Source organism: Rothia koreensis (genome assembly GCF_004136575.1).
GTDB classification, from domain to species: domain Bacteria; phylum Actinomycetota; class Actinomycetes; order Actinomycetales; family Micrococcaceae; genus Rothia; species Rothia koreensis.
The window spans coordinates 47,293-67,080 of sequence record NZ_NOIQ01000015.1 but is presented as its reverse complement, the minus strand read 5'-3'; the positions used below and the strand labels follow the sequence as shown (position 1 = coordinate 67,080).

Sequence of the window (19,788 nt, the reverse complement as noted above, 5' to 3'; positions counted from 1 at the left end):
CCCCGACACAGCAACCTCCTCAGAAAGGTCACCGTGCGCATCGTTCTCGCCGAAGATTCGACCCTCCTCCGCGAAGGACTCGTGATGGTCCTCAAACGCCTCGGGCACGAGGTGATCCGTGAGGTCGGGGACGCCCCCGGGCTGCTGACGGCGGTGGACCAGGCACAGAGCGAGGAAGGGGTCGACGTCGTGATCACCGACGTCCGCATGCCCCCGAACAACTCGTCGGACGGATTGCAAGCAGCGCATTCGCTTCGAGCGAAGTATCCGCAGCTCCCCGTCCTGGTTCTCTCGCAGTACATAGCGTCGGCCTACGCCCGCGAGCTGTTCTCCTCGGATTCCTCGGGGCTGGGGTATTTGCTCAAGGATCGGGTGGGCAAGATCGAGGACTTCGCACGCGCCCTGGAGACCGTGGCCGAGGGCGGGACCGTGATCGATCCCGACGTCGTCAAACACCTCATGGGCAATGCCGCGGCGGACAGCAGATCCACCGCGATGGACAAGCTGACGCCGCGGGAGCTCGAGATTCTCAAACTCATGGCCGAGGGGAAAGCGAACACGGAAATCGAACAGGAACTCTATGTTTCTTCCGCGACCGTCGCCAAACACATTGGAAACATCTTCGACAAGCTGGGCCTGGATACCGATGCCGGGAATCGGCGCGTACGTGCGGTCCTCGCTTTCCTGGACCGCTGAATCATGCTCTGACTAGGGGCGTTGCATCCGCCTGCGGGTGCGGCCCTTCTCACAGGAAGGTCACATAACACTGTGAAGCGAATGCCTTGACGGGCAGAATTGCGAGTACTCTTTGAATTTGTGGCGTCATAGCCGTCACCTCGCGTTGCCGCGCGGGACGGATGGCTCCGCACACAAATGGACCACCAAGGGGGAATCAAGTGACAGAGTTGCAACAGGAACCAGTTGATACTGATGCACGAATAAGAACGGCCTCGTGGCGACAGTTCTTCGAGACATCGCAGATGCTCACGAACCGCCTCGATCAGTTGCTCCGCAAGGACACGCCGTTGCGCCTGGCCGACTACGACGTCTGCCAGTTGTTGTACAACGCGCCCGACAACCGCATGCGGCTCGGGGACATCGCCCACATCATGGTCTTCTCGCCGTCACGGCTGAGCTATCAAGTCGGGGTCCTCTGCGACAAGGGAATTTTGCGTCGCATCGAGGACGTCTCGGACGGCCGGGCCGCGTTCGCCGAATTGACGAAGCACGGCCTCGAGGTTTTCCTCGAGGCTCGTGAGATGCACGGCCGCCACGTGGAGGAGATCGTCGCGGACCTCGTCACCGTCGAAGAGGCCGAATCCGTGGAACGCATTTTCGCTCGCGTGCGCGAACGCCTGCTCAACGATTAGGCCCTGGGGAGGCACGGAAGACTTCGACCCGGGGTCGCGACCACTGTCGCGACCCCGGGTCTTCTTGTGCCGTCAGTCGAAGACCAGGCGGCCTCCGGGCCCTACGACGCCGGGGTCCTGCCCTCGCTTTCGGCACGGCGGAGCTCCTCGCGGTTGTGGCTCACCATGGATGCCACGACGTTGAGGGCGACCCCTGCCAGAACCAGGATCCACCCCAGGATTCCCAGATGGGCGGTGATGAGAATCGCCCCCACGAGGAGCACGAGCAAAGAGGTCAGATACGCGGGAGTGAGGAAGACGCGATAATTCATACTCCTATTTCATCATGACCCGCTGTGCCGGCGATAAGCCCGGCCCGAGGCCGGACGGGGCAACTACTTCAGGAGCATCGTCGCGGTGTCAATGGACTCGTCGTCGTCCTGCCCCTTCTCGAGCTCCAGAGCCTCGCGCCGCGTCGAGACCATGGGCACCGAGCCGATGAGCGGCCGGCCGGCGGACTCCCGGAGGAACAGCGTCGCGACGACGGCCAAGACCGAGAACAGCATCACGTAGAACGCGGGGACGTAGCTGTTGCCCGTGATGTCCACGAGGAACTGGCTGACCAGCGGCACGGTTCCGCCGATGATCGATACGGCGAAGTTCTGCGTCATACCCACGCCGGCGTACCGCGAGGCAGTCGGGAACAGTTCGGACTGTACAGCCGCGTTGATGGACAGGTACATCGTCCCCGGAACCATCATGAGGATGAGGCCCGCGTACAACGCCCAGAGGGTCCCGGTGTGGAAGAGGGCGAAGGCCGGGATCAGCAGAATGAGGTTCGAGATCGCGGCGGTGAAGTACATGGGGCGTCGACCGATTCTGTCCGAGATCCTGGCGAAGACCGGCAACAGCACGGCCTGCATGAGGAGGATGACCACGGTGGCCGTCGCGGTATGGAACGTGGCCATACCAATCTGCGTCTCGAGGTAGGTCGGCATGTAGCTCGTCAGTGTGTACGAGCAGGCTCCGTCCGCACCGATGATCGCGATCCCGATGACGATTTGGGGCCAGTAGTGGCGGATCACGTTGCGCAGGTTGTGGCGCACGAAGATCGGGCTGGAGTTCGGGTTCTCCTTGACGTCACGGGCTTTCTCGAAGCTCGGCGACTCCGTGATGCCGCTGCGCACGAGCATCGCCCCGATGCCCAGGATGGCGGCGAAGAGGAACGGAATGCGCCATGCGCCGTCGACCATCGCGTTCTCGCCCCACAGGTTGGTGGCGATCGCGGTGGTCGCGGCGACGACGCCGGCCCCTGCCGCGAATCCGAGCTGGGAGCCGCTGTTGAGCAAGGAGGTCCAGACTCCGCGGCTGCGGTCGGGTGCGTATTCCGCGATGTAGGTTGCGGCACCGGCGTACTCGCCGCCCGTGGAGAAGCCCTGGATCATGCGCAGAACGTACAGCAGGACGACCGCCCAGAGGCCGATGGAGTCGGCGCCCGGCAAACAGCCGATGAGGACCGTGGCCACGGCCATCATCATGATGGTGAACAGCATGACGGACCGGCGCCCGATCTTGTCTCCCAGGGGGCCGAGGATCATTCCGCCGAGCGGGCGAACGAGGAAGGACACCGCGAAACCGAGAAGCGTGACCAGCAGGCCCACGGTCTCGCCCATCCCCGCGGTGAAGACTTTCGTCATGACGGTGGCCAGATAGCCGTAGACCCCGACGTCGTACCACTCCATGAAGTTTCCGACACCAGCACCAATCTGGGAACGGATCAGCCGGGGCTTGTCGACGACGATGCAGTCATCGGCCTTGAGCCGACGCGGCGAATCGGGCAATTCATCCTTGAGATTGAGGTTGACATCGGACTTCACGATCTTCCTCCTGCGGCCGAGCGGCGGCGAGCAATGCGCCCCGGCAATGGCCGAGTATTTGATGGTGGGGACCCCCATGTATGGCGTGGGCCACCCGCTGTAAACACCTCATATAGGTTAGCGAGATAAATGCAGATGTCCAGCGAGAGGCTCAGCTCCGGCTCAACACGTGGCTAGGCGTCGGACCGTGGCGTCTTCCGGGTCGGGGGCTGGGTCCTGTCCTGGGTCTTGCCCGGTGGCGGGGACGTGAAGCCGGGCTGGAAACCGGGAAGGATCGTGGCCATGTCGGGGTTCTGGACCGCCGACATCTGGTCGAGTTTGCGGAGCACATGGTCGACAGTCGCCGGGTCCACGCCCCGGTCGGAGCGCGCGCTGATGATTTCGTCCTGGGCCGCGCTGAGGGCCGTGTCTCTCATGGTGGCGAAGAGCTTCCGCCGTTTGTTCCTCTCCGCCACCTGAGCCTCGTAGAGCTCCTGATTCTCGACCTCTTGCGGGCTCTTCGGAACCATGCGCCGGTAGATGTCGGAAACCATCGACACGACTTCCGGCGGCGCATCTTCGGAGTGCTGCCGCACGGCCTGCATGGCCGCGCGCCGGGCCCGCTCGAGCAGCTCGCGCTCCTGACGGTCCTGGTGGTCCTCCCGATCCAGTCCGAGCATCTTGACCAGGATCGGCAGGGTCAAACCCGGGAAAACCATGGTGAACAGAAGAACCATCGTCGCGATCACCAGGACCTCGGATCGGAATCCGAATCCCTCGGCCGGCAGGGAAAGGGCCAGGGCCAAGGTCACGAGTCCGCGCATTCCGGACCAGGTCATCACGAGCGCCTCGCCCAGGGATCGTGGCGTCATCGACTGGCTCTTCTTGACGTGATTGAAGGCCACGATCAGAACCATCCAGGCCAGGCGGAGCAGAATCACGACCGCGGCGATGATGCCTCCGTGAAGGATCATCTCCCCGATGCGGTCCCCGGCATCGACGATCACCTGACGCACCTGGAGCCCGATCAGGCCGAAGGCGACGCCGGTGATCAGCATTTCGATGACTTCCCAGAATGCGGTACCGGTCAGTCGGTCCTCGGGTTCCAGGTCGCCCATCGTGCTGGACATCTGAACGGCCGCGACCACCACGGCGATGACGCCGGAGGCGTGCACTTCCTCCGAAGCGATATATACGGCAAACGGAATAATCAGGGTCAATCCGGACCGGGCGACGCTCGAGTTGAGGTGACGACGCGCGACTCCGCCGAGCCACCCGAAGAACAGGCCGATCGCCACGGCAGCGACGGCCGTGTACAGGAATTCGAGAACCAGCAACGGTGCGGAGAGATGGCTGTTGACCGTGATGGCCGCGAGCGCGGCCTGGAAGGCGACAAGGGAGACGGCGTCGTTGAAGAGCCCCTCGGTCTGGAGCGTCGCGACGATTCGTCGGGGGATGCCCACGGGTTCCGACACGGCTTCCACGGCCACGGGGTCGGGCGGCGCGACGGCGGCACCGATCGCGACGGCCGCGGCGACCGTCATCCCGGGGATGAAGACCATGGACGTCCACATGACCGCAAGGATGGTGAGGGTGACCAGGACGACCGAGTAGGTCACGATCGCACGCCAGTTGGTCCGGAACATCTGCCAACTGGCCCGTTGGCCGAGCGCCCACAACAGGGGCGGCAGGAAGATCGGCAGAATGAGTTCGGGCTGGACCTTGACGTTCGGAACGCCCGGGATGAAAATCATCGCGGCCGTGGCGAGGGTCAGCAGGACCGGCCACGGCAGGTTGAATCTGTCGCCGACCCCCACGAGGACGAGGGTCGCCAACAGAATCACGATGACGACGATCAAGAAATCCACAGTGGGACCACTTTATCGGACTGGCCCCATGCGCGCGTCACACGATCGCCCGTCCCCACGCCGAAGTGGCATTTTTGTGCAGATTTTTACCGAATTCGTGCACGCGAGTGCCACCTCGGCCCGAAGTGTCTCTATTCCGCCTCAGGCATTCGGGGCGACGGAGGTTCCGACGCCGCGCCGTCGGATCGTCAGGGGGACGGACCCCGAAGCACCGTTCCCCTTCGAGCAACTCGCGACCTGTCCGCAGGGCGCCACGGCCTGGGCAGGCGCCGTGGACTCTTCGGCACCGGTATCCGCATCGGACAGATCCTGCTGATGCGCTTGGAGGTATGCTTCGTGCTCGGCCACGAGGTCCCGATCCTCCGCCCCGAGGACCACGAACCCCGAGTCCTGGATCATGCGGAGATCGTCCACGGCGGATTGCCCCTCGCTCGTCAGGTAGTCGCCCAGGAAGAGCGAATTGACCACGCGCAATGCGGTCGGCTGGAGCGAGCGCAGGTGCATCTCGCGCCCTCCCGCCATACGGATTTCCTTGTCGGGTGCCGCGAAACGGACCATGGAGAGGATCCTCAGGCACTTCAGCGGGGTGAGCTCCCAGGTTCCCTCGAGAGGCGTTCCTTCGAAAGGCATCAGGAAGTTGACGGGGATCGATTCGGAATCCAGTTCGACCAGGGAGAACACGGCGTCGACCAGCTGCTCGGGGCTCTCCCCCATACCGACGATCAGACCCGAGCAGGCCTGAAGCCCGGCGTCGTGCGCCTGATTCACGGTCGCGACGCGTTCCGAGAAGGAGTGCGTCGAGCAAATTTCGGAGTAGTGGTCCTCGGACGTGTTCAGGTTGTGGTTGTACGCATCCGCTCCGGCCTGTTTCAGTCGCTGGGCCTGACCGTCCTTCAGGATGCCGAGGCACGCGCACACTTCGATATCGGGGTTGGATTCCTTGAGCCCCTCGATCATGCGCGACACGCGGTCGACGTCGCGGTCGGTCGGCCCCTTGCCACTCGCGACCATGCAGATGCGGGACGCCCCTCCGACCACGCCCAGGCTCCCCTGACGCACGGCCTCTTCGGGCTTGATCCATGAGTACTTCAGGATCTCGGCCGCCGAGCCGAGGCGCTGGGAACAGTACGAGCAATCTTCCGGGCACAGCCCGGACTTCAGATTGACCAGGTAGTTGACCTTGACGGTGTTACCGAAGTGTTGGTGTCGCAGGGTGGAGGCGGCGTGGACGACGTCGAAAGTTGCTGCGTCGTCGGCCGAAAGGATTTCCAGGGCCTCATCGCGCGTCAACCGGTGGTCTTCCGAGATCCTGTGAGCGAGTTCCGTGTACGAAGTGTGCATGGATGCATTGAACCGTGTTTTTGAACACCGTTCAAGTGGTGACGGTTCCCGCGTTTCGGGCCATCAGCGGCCGGTTGGCTGTGAGCGCACACCTGTTCCCAAGCCATCGTCCGAGCCATAGATTGGTCTCGACAACACCACACAGAAAAGGGGTATTGGATCATGTCAGACCTGTCCGGAAAGAAAATCGCATTCCTTCTGACCAATGGCGTCGAGGAAGTCGAACTGACCCGTCCGCGCAAGGCGCTCGACGACGCCGGTGCGCAGACCGTGATCGTCTCTCCCGCGGAGGGCACACTGACGGCGATGAACGGCGACTGGGACCACGGCGATTCCTTCGACGTGGACCTGCCGCTGTCCGAAGCGAAGCCCGAGGAATTCGACGCACTGGTTCTGCCCGGCGGCACCATCAATGCCGACACGCTGCGGATCGCCGAGGGCGCCACCGACTTCGTCCGGGCCTTCTTCGATCAGGAGAAGACCGTGGCGGCGATCTGCCACGCACCGTGGATCCTGGCTCAGGCGGAGCTGGCCCGCGGTCGACGGCTCACGTCGTTCGAGTCCATTCGCACCGACCTGATCAACGCCGGTGCCTCGTGGGAGGACTCGCAGGTCGTGGTGGACGGCAACCTCATCACGAGCCGCAACCCCAACGACATCGACGCTTTCAACGCGGCGGTCTCCGAGGCTCTCTCCGCCTGAGAACCACGGGACCGAGTGAGGGCACGGGAATCGAATCGGTAGACTCGTCCCGTGGCCCTCACCCGTGAACGCATCCTCGAAACAGCCCTGTCGTTGCTGAGCGACTACGGGCTGGGCGACCTGTCCATGCGCAGGCTCGCCACGGAGCTCGGCGTCGCCCCAGGAGCGCTGTACTACCACGTCAGGAACAAGCAGGAGCTGCTCACCCGTCTGGCGGGCAGGATGCTTGGGCCCGCTCCGGCTGTGTCACGGAATGACCCGGGGGATTCGCCCCACACCCAGGGGATCAGCGAGCGCGAGGTCACCGAGACCGTCGTCGAACAGGCACGTGCGGCCAGGGAGGCCGTACTGCGGTACCAGGACGGTGCGGACGTCATCGGGATCGCCCTGGCGGCGGACCAGGAGTCCGTCTCCTCGTTCGTGGCGATGCGCGAGACCTTCGAGCGCGGATCGATCAGCCCGACCCACGCGGATTGGGCGGCCAGAACCGTCCTGCACACGGTCCTGGGGTTCGTTTCGACGGAGCACAACCGACTCAGGCTCGAGGCGTCCTCCGCGCCGGCCGAGGATTCGGGAGCCCGCGACATCCAGGATGCGCGCGCGTGCGAGTTCGGAGTCCGGGCTGTCATTCGGGGTGTGCTCGACGAGGCATCCGAACAGTAACGGGGACGGTGGGGACCTCGCCCTACAATGTATAGCGCGCCCAGTGAACCTGGCAGTCCGCAGCGAGTGCCGTGGCCGGACGCGTCCCGGCTCCTCGCCGAATCACATCACCGAGAAGAAGAATTCAGGTACAACTCCATGACCGAGGCCTCGATCGCGGCCCAGTGGGCCACCTTGCCGGACCACACCGCGCAGGTGGAATCGTTGCGTGAGGCTTTCGTCGAGAGGTACGGATCGGAACCGGACGGCATCTGGTCCGCCCCCGGCCGCCTGAATCTCCTGGGCGAATACGTCGATTTCAACGGTGGGTCCTGTTTCCCCACCCCTCTCCCGTACAGAACCCTCATCGCCGGCCGACTGCGCCGTGACGGCATCCTCCACGCGGAGTCCTTGCAGATGCCCACCCCGGTCGAGCGCCCCCTGCGCGAGATCGCTCCGGGCACGGTCTCCGGGTGGTTCGGGTACGTCGGCGGCGTCGCCTGGTCGATGAATCAGGAAGGCGGCGAGGACATTTCCTTGCCCCCGGACTTCGGAGCGGATCTTCTCATCGATTCCACCGTTCCCGTCGGTGGTGGTCTCTCCTCCTCCGCAGCGCTCGAGTGCTCGACCGCCCTGGCTCTGCTCGAACTCTCCTGTCCGCTCCGGACCGAGGAATCTCTCGAGCCGCTCCCGGTCGGTGGTTGCGGCCCGGACAACGACGACCTCCGTGCTCGCCTCGCCCGAGTCTGTATGCGGGCGGAGAACGAGGTCGCGGGTGCCGTGACCGGTGGCCTCGACCAGACAACATCGTTGCGGTCGCTTCCCGGACAGGCGATGGTCATCGACTTCCGTGACTTCTCGTTCGAACCCGTGGACGTCAACGTGACCGGGGCCGGACTGGCCTTTCTCGTGATCGACAGCCGCGCGCCCCACGATCTGGCGGACGGGCAGTATTCGAGCCGCCGCAATGCCTGCGAGGACCTCAGGCAGGCCACGGGTGCTGAGAACCTGCGTGCCCTGCTTCCCGACGACCTGGGTTTCCCGGACCTCGATGCCGAGGAGGCACGCCGGGCGCGAGAATCGACCGTCGCGGACACGCTCGAGCGTTGCGCCCGGGTTCCGGGTGTGCTCGAGGGCCTCGGCGAGGACAAGCTCTACGGCTGGACCAAACACGTCTTCACGGACATGATGCTCGTCGAGCGGGCCCGAACCCTGTTCACGGATCGAACCCCCACCACACCGGAAACGTGGCGGGAGCTGGGTCAACTGTTCACGACTTCGCACGCATCCATGAGGGACGACCTCGGGGCGTCGCGCAACGAGCTCGACGTCGCCGTCGACACGTGCCTGGATCACGATGCGCTGGGTGCGCGACTCGTCGGCGGAGGATTCGGCGGCGCCGTCCTGGCCCTGACGACCCGCGAGCGCGTCCCCGAGACAGCCCAGGCCGTCGCGGACGCTTTCGCCGATCGAGGATATGAGAAACCGGTGTTCCTGCCGCTGGCCCCAGGGCGTCCCGCGAACCGAGATCTCTAGGACTCGACGCCGGAGTGCCAGGCCGCAAGTTGCCCGGCACGCGAGACCGGGGACCGGAGCGGCACGTGGGAGCGGGGACGGAGCGGCACTCAACCGATCCGCCCCCGTGCCTGGCTCACGTGGTTCATTCCCTTGATTCCGCCGCATTGCAGGCGCATGCGGCCGAATATGCGATGTGCGCACACATCCGTCGATATCGACGGGTTCAAATAAAACACTCGCGAGTACACCTCACAAGGTGGCACGCGGGTCTTTATCAAAACGTGATGTCGTCTCGGTCGCTCCGGGGTGTGCGATGCGCGACAGTGAGGGCCCTGCACCCGGTGAAGGGGAATAACAACCCGTCGTGCCAAGTTGCGATGGGCGCACTCTGCAACACATCGTCCCTCGAAAGGCGACCCCATGGCGTATTCGTATCTCTTCCAGCCGTTGACCCTGCGCGGTCTTGAATTCAAGAACCGCGCCTTCGTCGCCCCCATGTGCCAGTACAGCGCGGCCGACGACGGCATCCCGACCGATTGGCACCTCATGCACCTGGGCTCCTTCGCGACCGGAGGCTTCGGGCTGATCATCGCCGAGGCTTCCGGCGTTGTCCCCGAGGGCCGCATCTCGCCAGGGGACTTGGGGCTCTGGAATGACGATCAGGCTCGCGAATTCGCGCACATCGCGGACTTCGTGCACACCCACGGTCAGGGTGCGAAGTTCGGGATCCAATTGGCTCACGCCGGACGAAAGGCCTCCACGTACCATGCCCTGCCCGGTTACCCGGAAGGTTCTCTCAGCCCGGAGGACGGCGCCTGGACCACGCTGGCCCCCACGGACGAGCCCTTCGGGCCGTTCGATGCTCCCCGTGCGATGACTGAGTCCGAGATCCTCGAGACCGCCCAGGCTTTCGCTGATGCGGCGCGCCGCGCCGTCGACGCCGGGGTGGACACCGTCCAGATCCACGCCGCCCACGGCTACCTGCTGCACGAGTTCCTCCAGAAGGACGTCAACACCCGCGATGATCGTTGGGGCGGCACCGATCTGGAGAACAGGATGCGGTTCCCCCTCGAGGTCGTCCGCCGGGTCCGCGAAGCGATCCCCGATGACATGCCGTTGATGCTCAGGGTTTCCGCTGTCGACTGGAAGGAAGAAGCGGGCACGGAAGCAGCTCGTGAGGCCAACGACGCCGACTTGGCGGATATCACCGAGTTCGTCCGCCAGGCCGCGGCCGCGGGAGTCGACATGGTCGATGTCTCGTCCGGCGGCAACCTGCCGCAGCCCCAGGTGCGCCCGGTTCCCGGATACCAGACGGAGTTCGCGGCTCACATCCGCCGCGAAACCGGGCTGCCCACGAGCGCGGTCGGCATCATCACGGACGCGGTCCAGGCCGAGCACGTCATCGCCACCGGACAGGCGGACGCCGTCAGCCTGGCTCGCGAGGCACTGAGGGACCCTCGGTGGGCGCTCAGGGCGGCGCAGGAGTTGCGTCAGGACATCGAATGGCCCGACCAGTTCTATCGCGCCAAGCGGTAATTCGGTCTCCCCGAATGCCAGCACTACAAGAACTGAACAACCTTTCTTTTGTCTCACAACAACCTGGGCGATTCTTAGGAATTGCTACGTGACGTTTTGCCAGGGGTGAACAACGGACTGTGTTCCGCACCAGCGGTTCACATCACTCGCCATTTGCCCTAATGTCGAAGGCAAGTGGCGATCCGCATCACTGACAGAGTATGGATCGCCGGGATGAAAGGAGCCGATTATGGGTTTCGATATTGGTGACAAGGCAGGCGACGCTCTGAACAAGGGCAAGGACGCCGTCAACGACAAGACCGGCAAGGACACCGTCAAGGACGAGCATGTCGACAAGGCCAAGGACGCGCTGAACGACAAGTTCGGCAACAAGGACTAATTCTTCTTCCTGAGGCCATTCTTGCTTGTCCCTCGGATGATTCCTGAGGGAACCCCAAGGAAAGGAGTCCCGTATGGGTATCGAGGACAAAGCCAACAACAAGTTTCAGGATGCCACCGGCAACGCCAAGGAAAAAGTCGGCGAAGCCGTGGGCAATGATGATTTGAAGAATGAAGGAAAGGGCGACCAGCTCGGCGCCGCCGTGAAGGACGGCGCGGAGAAGGTCAAGGATGCGGCCCGCAATATTGGCAACAAGCTCAAGGGCTGAGGCCAGCATCGCCTGAACCTGCCTGTGGCGGGCCACCCGAGAAGGTGGCCCGCCACAGGTTTTTTTGTGTCCGGTTCGAGGCCGTACGGGATGCCGCGGTTCGACCAAGCCCGTCATTCACTGGGACCCAGGGACATCGCCCCGGCCCCAGCCCCTCGAGCCTCCACAGTCCGGGCAGAGGCGCGGACGACGTCGCGCGGTTGCCCCTTCACGTGGACATGGAAAAGGGCCGGCTGCCGAGCCCGTCCGGGAGTCGATGTCCCGTCCGGTCGCCAGCCGGCCCCGCCCCGTGAAGGGCCTGCCGATGGTTTTAGCCGAGGGCCGGGGACGTGTAGTACCCGTCCACGGTCATCATTCCGCCGCCATCAACGGCAGTGACCTGGGTTCCCTGTTCCGGGTTGAGAGCAGAAACCATCTGCCCGTCTCCCAGGTAGATCCCCACGTGCGCATAGTTGTTGGTGAAGACGACGTCGCCCGCCTGCGGATTCGCGGTCGGGGTCAGCTGATTCACCATGCTGTAGGTGTACGAATCCAGGTTGACCCCGGACTGCGCGTAGACATAAGAGACGAAACCTGAGCAGTCCCAGGCCATGTAGTCGCTTCCGCCCCAGACGTAGGCACCGCCCACGCCCGCCATCGCGTCCTGCACGACCTGTGCACGGCTACCGGTGACGGCGTCGGTCTGCGCTGCAGGCTCGACCTCGGTCGCCTGGCCGTTGTAGGCCTCGGCCGACTGGGCCTGGTCTGCGGGAGCAGCCTGGGTCTGATCGATCGCCTGACCATCCGCGGTCTGCGGGTCGGTCTCGGCGGCCGGAATCGTCTGGATCGTGCCATCGGCTCCCACCTGGGTGCCATCCGCGGCGGGAGCGGCCGCCTCGGCCTGGCCCTGCACACCCGGATCCTGCTGAGCTGCACCGGAGTCCCACGGCGCCGCCCCAGCGTCAACGGCAGGTGCCGCATCCTCTGCGGGAGTGATGTCCGCGGCGGGTTGGATCGTGGCATTGTCAGCGGCCGGAGCCGCAGGAGCTTCGGCCGGTGCCGGGGCGGCCTGGGCGACTGACTGCTGCGCCCACGGTTCCTGGACCGTGTTGTCGGCCGACTGTGCCTGGACGGAGGGGGCCGGAGCGGCCTGCTCGGGCGCCTGCTGCTGGACAGCCGGTGCCGCCTGGCCGGAAGCCTGCGCAGACACGAAGTCGTGCGAGACCGACGGCGACGTCGCCAGCGCCAGGCTCGGCGTGATGTGAGGCGTCGAAGGAGTAGTGGACGGAGTTGCGGTTGCGAAGGCGTTCGCCGAAGTCATGGATCCGGCGACTGCTCCGAGAGTCGCCAATCCGATTCCTGTGTTGCGGAAGAAGTGTGACTGGGTAACTGGGCGAACACGAGTGATTTGCTGAGCCATGAGAAATGGGTTTCTCCTCTTTGCCTGCGCGGTTGGTGCAAGATCCATCAAGGAACCCCAGTCAGCAAAACCACTTACCCTCGGAGTCTTGTGAGGAAGAGAACCCTCATCCAACACCTCGCCCCCGCCAAAGGTTGTCCTGTGTACAGGTTCCCTGGGCCGCGGCAGGGTTAGGCAAACAACCCAAGGAAGCCGACCTGAATTTCAATCGGCGGACTCAATATAGCACAGTGATTTTTTATTAGGTATCCCCAGTCACCCCTAGTCAAACGCAAGTCAGTGGATCCCCGGCACAATGCCGATGCGCACGATTTATGTGAATCTCGGAACGCCTTCTCGATATTCGAAGATTTGTCCTATTGCCTCAGGGAAAGAAGTATTGTAATTGACCTTTTTGTTCGAATGGAACGAAGTTAGTCAATTGTTCATGTTCTTCCGGATCGGGGTCCGAAGGCCCCGGAGGCCGCCGGCAGCGCATCGACAGATCCCGCCGGCCGATCACAAATTACAACTTTCGGCCTTTGCGCTCCGTCCGGAAATCCCCAACTGTGCACAGAGTTTTCCACAGGTGTGGGTAACCGAGGGATGGTTCCCAGGACCTCTCTCCCCAACTCCTCGATCTGGCGGGACAGACCGCTATCCACAAGGTTATTAACACATGTGGAGTTACAGCCCTGTAGTTATTAACAGCTGTGGGAAAGTCCTGTGGAAAACCTGTCGCCCACGCAAAATCTTGTAATCACATCTTTCCGCCGGCTCGTCCCTTTCGCCGGCCACGATGCTGTGTGATGTCGAAGATCCACGCCATCACGGCTCCCACCACGAGGCCTCCGATGTGCGCCTGCCAAGCGATCCCTGGAACCAGGAACCCGAACACCAGGTTGACGGCCACGAGAACTAACAGACCCCGAGTGTCGCCTCCGCGGAACCGGGTCCAGGCAAAGAGAGCACCGAACAGGCCGAAAACCCCGCCCGACGCGCCGACCACCAGCGTGTACGGACTCGCCAACAGGTAGACGGCGAAGGAACCACCAATGATCGACAGCAGGTAGACGGCGAGGAATCTCCATCTCCCCATGCGCGGTTCAAGAGCGGCACCGAAGATGTACAACGTGTACATGTTCAACGCGATATGGAGCAGGTTCCCCGGCGAATGGACGAAACCGCTGGTCAGGAGACGCCAGGGCTCGGCCGTGGTAAGGATCGGGGCGTAGGCCAGGGTATTGAGGACCAGGTGCCGCGGGATGACCCATTGCAGAACGAAGACCACGACGGTCACAGCGATCACGGTCCAGGTCACGGTGAGCCCCGAACCGCCGGGCAGGAGTCCCCCGCCTCTCCCCCGCGCATGGTCACGACCTCGGGCGTTCTGGTCGACCTCGTGCACACAGTCCACGCACTGGATACCGACCGGGGCCTGGACCTGGCAGCGCGGGCATACGGGGCGGTGGCACCGAGTGCAGGTCACGTAGGAGACGGTGTCCGGATGCCGGGGACAGACTGGCCGGCCTTCACCGTGGGAGGCGGCTTCGTCGCGTTGTCCGTACTGTGGCGGTTCCTGATTCATGAACGGGGGTTCCTCTCAGAAGGTGACGTGCCCAGAGACAGAACGAGGCCCAACCGCAGTACAGCGGAAGGGCCTCGCTCTTCGATACACCGGGTTCTCCCGGTGCCGATGCTCTCGGACTCAGAGTTGTTCGATATCGATGTTCTTGATGACGACGTCCTCGACCGGACGGTCCATCATTCCCGTGGCCACGCCCTCGATCTCGTCGACGACCTTCTTGGAATCGTCATCGGCAACTTCACCGAAGATGGTGTGCTTGCCCTGGAGCCACGTGGTCGGAACGGTAGTAATGAAGAACTGGGAGCCGTTGGTTCCCTTGCCGTTCTGTATGCCGGCGTTGGCCATGGCCAGCATGTAGGGCTCGTTGAAGTTCAGGTCCGGGCTGATCTCGTCGTCGAACTGGTAGCCGGGACCGCCAATTCCCTGGCCGAGAGGGTCGCCTCCCTGGACCATGAAGTCCCGGATGATGCGGTGGAAGATCACGCCTTCGTAGAGCGGGGTGTTCTTCTTCTCGCCGGTCTTGGGATCGGTCCATTCCTGGGAACCATCGGCCAAACCGACGAAGTTCTTGACGGTTTTGGGTGCTTGGTGACCGAACAGGTTAACCACGATGTCGCCGTGGTTCGTGTGAAGGGTCGCTTTGGCAGTGGGAATCGCAGTCATGACAAATATTTTCCCATGATGCCGCCCTACCCCCAACACTGTTCCGCCTACAGTGAAAACAACACGCTCCCACCCCTTGAGGTTGGGGACACGTCGGGCCGTATTACATATCCTGAGAGTGGACTACAACTGACTCGGTAAAACATCCCGTTTTCCACGGATGGCGCCGACAGAGATTCTGTCTGCGCACCGGATCCACGAGGAGGTAACTCATGGGATGCCAGAAGAAGGCTGAAAAGAAGGCCCAGCAGGCCGCGAAAGAGGCCCGGAAGACGGCGAACGCCCGCTACTCCGAGGGTGTCGACAAGGTCAACGAGCTGAGCAACAAGTTGCAGCAGCGGGCCGATCAGGCAAACGACTGGGCGCAGAAGGAGGTTGCACCCCGTATCCAGGAGCAGATCGATCGTGCGACCCCGGCCGTCGAGAACGCCGTGGCCAAAGGTCGCGAGCGCGCCGGCGAGGCGGCCACGGCCATCGCAGACAAGCTGAACTCCACCGAGGCCCACCCTCAGGTCGAGGCACTGGCGGCCAAGGTCACCGGTGACAAGAAGTCCGTGAAGAAGGCACAGAAGGCAGCCGCGAAGCGGGCCGAGGAATTCGCCAAGCAGCAGAAGAAGGCCAACAAGAAGTCGCACAAGGGCCTCGTCTTCTTCGGGTTGCTCGCTGCGGCCACCGCTGCCGGCGTCGCCGCGTGGCGTGCCTCCCGCCCGGTCGAGGATCCCTGGAAGACTCCGGCGGATGCAGAGAAGAAGCCCGCCGCCAAGGATTCCGCCGATTCCTCGGCCGCCGGGGCCAAGGCAGATCCTGCGGAGCAGAAGGTGAGCAAGCCGTCCTCGGCCGCCGCGCCTTCCAACCAGGAGGTCAAGTCCCTGAACGATCCCAAGGACACGAGCCACCCGGCTCCCGGTGCTCCGATGGACAAGCCGGCCACTCCGGTTCAGGGCACGCCCGCAGCGGACAAGGCCTCGGAAACCAAGAAGGCTGACGAGACCAAGTCCTCGACTCCTCGCCAGGGTGAGGCTTCGCAGAGCAACACCGAGGAAAAGCCCGCGGGCAAGCACCAGGCTCCGAAGTCGGGACAGGATGACAAATAAATAACTGACTGCCCCGGCGTCCTGGACGCCGCACCACGCCGCCGCGCTCATCGAGCGCGGCGGCGTTTTTTATTGGTCTGATGGCTGTTCCGGAACCATGGATGTCTGAGGACGGCACCATCCGGAGCGGAGGCCCGGCGCAGTCGGCCACGGTATGTGGGGTCAGAGATCCCAGCCGACGTGCCGCAAATGTTCCTCGACGCGGGCGACGTCGCCCGGCAATGGCATCTCGTCGGTAATTTTCGTGATTTCGACGCCGATGTCCACGCTGCCGGCCGGCATGACGCCTTCGGCAATGAGTTGGCGGCAGATCTCGACGACTTCGTCCTCGGCCAGCCTCCGCCGGAGGACGGCGACGAGCGGCACGTAGTCCTGCGACGGCAGGCCATTGGGGTAGCCGGCTCGGAGCCATCTGATCACGGAGGCAGCAAGGTTTCGCATGTCGCCCCCTTTCCTAGAGCTCCGGTGCGGTCCCTACTTCTTGGCGAGACCCAGGAAATTGAATCCTGTCATGTGGAACAGAAAATCTTTGGCAATCCAGAGGATGCCCATCACGATGGCCACCAGGATGATCGCGAAGATCAGCCCTCCGATGGCTCTCATGGCCGTGGAGGGAGGGCGCACCTGGATGACGCCGCCGTCCTCGGTCCGTTGCGTCTGTCCGGCAGAGATCCGCATCCCCAAGGCAAAGAGCGCGGGGAGACCGGCGCCGAGGAGCAATCCCGCGATCGTCACGGGAACGAGGTTCGAGAGAAGGTGGAGAAAGTTCATGCTCGGACTCCCGGGTTACTGGTTGGAAAAGTGCTTGTGGGCGCCGGCTCGTGAATCGTGACCGATGATCTCGCCCACCTTGGCGTGAACCATGGTTCCGGTCAAGGCGTTGTCCTGGTCGGGCGTCTCGGTCTGTTCCACGACCGGCGTCTCAGGCTCTTCCTCGACCCACTGGTCGTTGACGTTGTCGTGCGTGACGGGGGCCTGGCGGGAGCGGTGCCACATGTACCCGGCAAGCACCACGAGCAGGGCAAAGATGACCAACGCACCCACGAGTTCGTTGGAGACCATGGCAACCATGTGCCCGATGAACCAGGTGACGGCGCCGACGAGCGCGGCCGCCGGAATGGTGATGATCCAGGCGACAACCATCCGACCGGCTACTCCCCACCGAACCTCGGCACCCTTGCGGCCGAGACCGGTACCCAGGATCGATCCCGTGGCCACGTGGGTCGTCGAGAGGGCCATACCGAAGTGGGAGGAGGTCAGGATGATGGCTGCGGAAGCACCCTCGGCGGCCATGCCCTGCGGGGACTCGATTTCCACGAGACCCTTGCCCAGGGTGCGGATGATCCGCCATCCGCCGAGGTAGGTTCCCAGGGCGATCGCCGCGGCGCAGGTGAGCTTGACCCAGAAGGGGATGTCGGCGCTCGGATCGATCGAGGAAGAGGCGACCAGGGCCAGGAAAATCACGCCCATGGTCTTCTGGGCGTCGTTGGTCCCGTGGGCCAGTGACACCAGCGATGCGGTGCCGACCTGTCCCCAGCGGAACCCGCGTTCCTTCTGCTCGTCGCCCACGGAGCGCGTGAAGCGGTAGATGAGGGCCGTGCCGACCGTCGAGATGATTCCCGCGACCAGCGGGGCAGCGACCGCGGGGATGATGACCTTGGCGACAATGCTGGTCCACAGGACGCCGCTGAGTCCGAGACCGGCAATCGTGGCACCGATGAGGCCGCCGAACAGGGCGTGTGAGGAACTTGAGGGGAGGCCGAGCAACCAGGTCAGGAGATTCCAGGTGATGCCGCCGACCAAACCGGTGAACACGATGATCATCAGGTCGCTGCCGGAGGTGAGATTCAGGTTCACGACCTCTTTGCCGACCGTCTTCGCGACCTCGATGGAGAGGAACGCTCCGACCAGGTTCAGGATCGCCGAGAGAGCGACCGCCACCTTGGGCTTGAGTGCGCCCGTCGCGATCGACGTTGCCATGGCGTTGCCGGTGTCGTGGAAGCCGTTGGTGAAGTCGAAGACCAACGCCGTGACGATGACAATTGCGAGGATGATGAGTTCAGGTGCCACACCTGAATTATGCGGACATGGAACTGAAGTCCTGGAGGTGAATACGTGAACGGAAGGTTAACTTCGCCGCCGTCGGACTGTGATTTCGGCAATCATCGTCGCGCTTGAACCGTTCGTGGCGATCATCGCAACGATTGCTGGTACTTGCCCGGTGTCATCCCTACCAGCGACACGAAAGCCTCTATGAAACCACTGGGGTTGGACCAACCGCAAGCAACAGCCGTGTCCACCACGGACACCCCCTCGGTCAGCATGATCAGGGACCTGTGGACCCTCAATTGAATACGCCACTGCCTATAGCTCATCCCGGTTTCCTGGTGGAACAGCCGACTGAGGGTCCTCTCGCTCGCACCGATGCGGCGGCCCAGATCCGCCAGGGTCATGGGCTCCTCGAGGTCCCGGCCCACCAGGTGTGTTGCCGCCAGCAGGCGGTCGTCGTGCGATTCGGGAAGGTGCAGCGGCTGTTCCGGTGCCGCAGAGAATTCGTCGATGATGAGTCTCCTCAGCCGGTCACGGGCCTCGAACGATCGCGAGGACGGCTCCGTCAGTGCCACGACGGCTTCCCTGGCCACTGGAGTCAGTGCAAACACCGCGGGCCTCCGGGGCAGGAGTTCTGCCATGCTCTCGGACATGAACGCGATCCGCATATCGGTGCTTCCGTGGGCACGGTGCTGATGCACGAAACCCGCCGGAATCCACACGGCTCGATTGGGTGGAGCAACCCAGGACCCGTCCTCGGTCACCATCGACAGAACCCCTGTGGAGGGATAGACGACATGCCCGCGATCGTGGGCGTGTGCCGGCGTGTGTTCATCGTGCCCCAGCAGCTGGATCTGCTCGGGATTTTTCTGCACGTGGCGGGATTCGGGCATAGGACGCCGGGATGGACCCCGGTACAGCGGGATGTTGTCCTTCTCCGCATTCCCGGGAATCCTCGCGTCATTGGTGACACCCGTGGTGCCGCAACGGGTCCGTCCCACGTGGCTTCCGGTTGCGGTGGCGGTGGCACTGACCGGGGTCGCGTATCTCGGGGTCGGTGTGCCGCGGTGGAGCCGCAACCCCCGGGTGACCTGTTCCGATGGGGACGTACCATCACGGTAGGAGTACAAAAAAGAGGACCCGGCTCGATGCCGGGTCCTCTGTGTTCGGTGGAGGCGAGGGGACTCGAACCCCTAACCCTCTGCTTGCAAAGCAGATGCGCTACCAATTGCGCCACGCCCCCGAGGGTCAGTCAACCGTGTCTGTGGAAGCCTTCCAGGTTTCCTTGGTTTCCTGAGCGTCCTTCACACGTTTGGTCACCACAAAGGCTACCGCGCCGGCTGCAAGAGCCACCAGCGTTTTCCTCATGGGAACCTCCTCGTGAAAAGGATTGTGGGCGTACCAGGAATTGAACCTGGGACCTCTTCGTTATCAGCGAAGCGCTCTAACCGTCTGAGCTATACGCCCTTATTGGCCCTCGGACCGAGATTAAACATTACATGACGACCCGGTCCGGGCCAAATCAGGCCAGTGGTGACCTCCCGCACAGGAAGGCAC

Annotated in this window: 21 protein-coding genes and 2 tRNA genes; 9 read left to right on the top strand and 14 right to left on the bottom strand. The window is 63.5% G+C overall.

Annotated elements, in window-relative coordinates; genetic code table 11:
- A partial coding sequence (locus EWU68_RS10110) for a response regulator transcription factor (protein ID WP_238692424.1) occupies positions 1-696 on the top strand: 696 nt, incomplete at its 5' end.
- Positions 697-980: 284 nt separating this feature from the next.
- Positions 981-1,370, top strand: coding sequence for a MarR family winged helix-turn-helix transcriptional regulator (locus EWU68_RS10105; RefSeq protein ID WP_129316004.1), 390 nt, complete (start codon positions 981-983; stop codon positions 1,368-1,370).
- A 101-nt stretch (positions 1,371-1,471) separates the two neighbouring features.
- On the opposite strand, the gene EWU68_RS10100 is transcribed toward EWU68_RS10105, so the two are convergent.
- From EWU68_RS10100 to bioB, 4 genes are all read right to left on the bottom strand, one after another.
- Positions 1,472-1,681 carry a hypothetical protein gene (locus tag EWU68_RS10100; protein ID WP_129316003.1) on the bottom strand — a complete coding sequence of 70 codons (210 nt, stop codon included), beginning with the start codon at positions 1,679-1,681 and terminating at the stop codon, positions 1,472-1,474.
- Between the two features lie 63 nt (positions 1,682-1,744).
- Positions 1,745-3,226: an MFS transporter gene (locus tag EWU68_RS10095; RefSeq protein ID WP_238692423.1), complete on the bottom strand. Its 1,482-nt coding sequence runs from the start codon at positions 3,224-3,226 to the stop codon at positions 1,745-1,747.
- A 173-nt stretch (positions 3,227-3,399) separates the two neighbouring features.
- Positions 3,400-5,073, bottom strand: a complete 1,674-nt coding sequence (locus EWU68_RS10090; protein ID WP_129316001.1) for a cation:proton antiporter — start codon at positions 5,071-5,073, stop codon at positions 3,400-3,402.
- A 141-nt stretch (positions 5,074-5,214) separates the two neighbouring features.
- Entirely contained in the window at positions 5,215-6,414 is a 1,200-nt protein-coding gene (gene bioB / locus EWU68_RS10085; protein ID WP_129316000.1) for a biotin synthase BioB, read from the bottom strand.
- A 162-nt stretch (positions 6,415-6,576) separates the two neighbouring features.
- Between bioB and EWU68_RS10080 the strand changes: the two genes are divergently transcribed.
- The 6 genes from EWU68_RS10080 (at position 6,577) to EWU68_RS10055 (ending at position 11,459) form a co-directional block, all read left to right on the top strand.
- Positions 6,577-7,116 carry a type 1 glutamine amidotransferase domain-containing protein gene (locus EWU68_RS10080; protein WP_129315999.1) on the top strand — a complete coding sequence of 180 codons (540 nt, stop codon included), beginning with the start codon at positions 6,577-6,579 and terminating at the stop codon, positions 7,114-7,116.
- Between the two features lie 51 nt (positions 7,117-7,167).
- Positions 7,168-7,779, top strand: a complete 612-nt coding sequence (locus EWU68_RS10075; protein ID WP_129315998.1) for a TetR family transcriptional regulator — start codon at positions 7,168-7,170, stop codon at positions 7,777-7,779.
- 138 nt (positions 7,780-7,917) lie between these two features.
- Entirely contained in the window at positions 7,918-9,294 is a 1,377-nt protein-coding gene (locus EWU68_RS10070) for a galactokinase (protein WP_129315997.1), read from the top strand.
- Between the two features lie 402 nt (positions 9,295-9,696).
- Positions 9,697-10,812 (top strand): NADH:flavin oxidoreductase/NADH oxidase, encoded by a 1,116-nt coding sequence (locus tag EWU68_RS10065; RefSeq protein ID WP_129315996.1) that lies wholly within the window; start codon positions 9,697-9,699, stop codon positions 10,810-10,812.
- Between the two features lie 229 nt (positions 10,813-11,041).
- On the top strand, positions 11,042-11,191 hold the full coding sequence (locus EWU68_RS10060) for a ribosome recycling factor (protein WP_129315995.1): 150 nt from the start codon (positions 11,042-11,044) through the stop codon (positions 11,189-11,191).
- Positions 11,192-11,264: 73 nt separating this feature from the next.
- The gene (locus tag EWU68_RS10055) at positions 11,265-11,459 is read left to right on the top strand and encodes a CsbD family protein (protein WP_129315994.1); all 195 of its coding nucleotides are present in this window, start codon (positions 11,265-11,267) and stop codon (positions 11,457-11,459) included.
- A gap of 310 nt (positions 11,460-11,769) precedes the next feature.
- Here the strand turns inward: EWU68_RS10055 and EWU68_RS13315 are convergent, their stop codons facing one another.
- The 3 genes from EWU68_RS13315 to EWU68_RS10040 form a co-directional block, all read right to left on the bottom strand.
- Positions 11,770-12,789: a C40 family peptidase gene (locus tag EWU68_RS13315; RefSeq protein ID WP_238692422.1), complete on the bottom strand. Its 1,020-nt coding sequence runs from the start codon at positions 12,787-12,789 to the stop codon at positions 11,770-11,772.
- Between the two features lie 808 nt (positions 12,790-13,597).
- Positions 13,598-14,425, bottom strand: a complete 828-nt coding sequence (locus EWU68_RS10045; RefSeq protein WP_129315993.1) for a rhomboid family intramembrane serine protease — start codon at positions 14,423-14,425, stop codon at positions 13,598-13,600.
- 120 nt (positions 14,426-14,545) lie between these two features.
- Positions 14,546-15,088 (bottom strand): peptidylprolyl isomerase, encoded by a 543-nt coding sequence (locus EWU68_RS10040; RefSeq protein ID WP_129315992.1) that lies wholly within the window; start codon positions 15,086-15,088, stop codon positions 14,546-14,548.
- 212 nt (positions 15,089-15,300) lie between these two features.
- On the opposite strand from EWU68_RS10040, the gene EWU68_RS13120 reads away from it, so the two are divergent.
- Positions 15,301-16,182: a hypothetical protein gene (locus EWU68_RS13120; RefSeq protein ID WP_193554048.1), complete on the top strand. Its 882-nt coding sequence runs from the start codon at positions 15,301-15,303 to the stop codon at positions 16,180-16,182.
- Positions 16,183-16,344: 162 nt separating this feature from the next.
- Here the strand turns inward: EWU68_RS13120 and EWU68_RS10030 are convergent, their stop codons facing one another.
- The 7 genes from EWU68_RS10030 to EWU68_RS10005 form a co-directional block, all read right to left on the bottom strand.
- Positions 16,345-16,623, bottom strand: a complete 279-nt coding sequence (locus EWU68_RS10030; RefSeq protein ID WP_129315991.1) for a DUF3349 domain-containing protein — start codon at positions 16,621-16,623, stop codon at positions 16,345-16,347.
- Positions 16,624-16,656: 33 nt separating this feature from the next.
- Positions 16,657-16,953, bottom strand: coding sequence for a hypothetical protein (locus EWU68_RS10025; RefSeq protein WP_129315990.1), 297 nt, complete (start codon positions 16,951-16,953; stop codon positions 16,657-16,659).
- 15 nt (positions 16,954-16,968) lie between these two features.
- Positions 16,969-18,252 carry an inorganic phosphate transporter gene (locus tag EWU68_RS10020; RefSeq protein WP_162421483.1) on the bottom strand — a complete coding sequence of 428 codons (1,284 nt, stop codon included), beginning with the start codon at positions 18,250-18,252 and terminating at the stop codon, positions 16,969-16,971.
- A gap of 122 nt (positions 18,253-18,374) precedes the next feature.
- On the bottom strand, positions 18,375-19,106 hold the full coding sequence (locus EWU68_RS10015; protein ID WP_238692421.1) for an AraC family transcriptional regulator: 732 nt from the start codon (positions 19,104-19,106) through the stop codon (positions 18,375-18,377).
- Between the two features lie 295 nt (positions 19,107-19,401).
- Positions 19,402-19,474, bottom strand: a tRNA-Ala gene (locus EWU68_RS10010).
- 5 nt (positions 19,475-19,479) lie between these two features.
- Positions 19,480-19,599 carry a DLW-39 family protein gene (locus tag EWU68_RS13310; RefSeq protein WP_238692420.1) on the bottom strand — a complete coding sequence of 40 codons (120 nt, stop codon included), beginning with the start codon at positions 19,597-19,599 and terminating at the stop codon, positions 19,480-19,482.
- 25 nt (positions 19,600-19,624) lie between these two features.
- Positions 19,625-19,698 (bottom strand) — tRNA-Ile (locus EWU68_RS10005).
- Positions 19,699-19,788 lie beyond the last annotated feature (90 nt).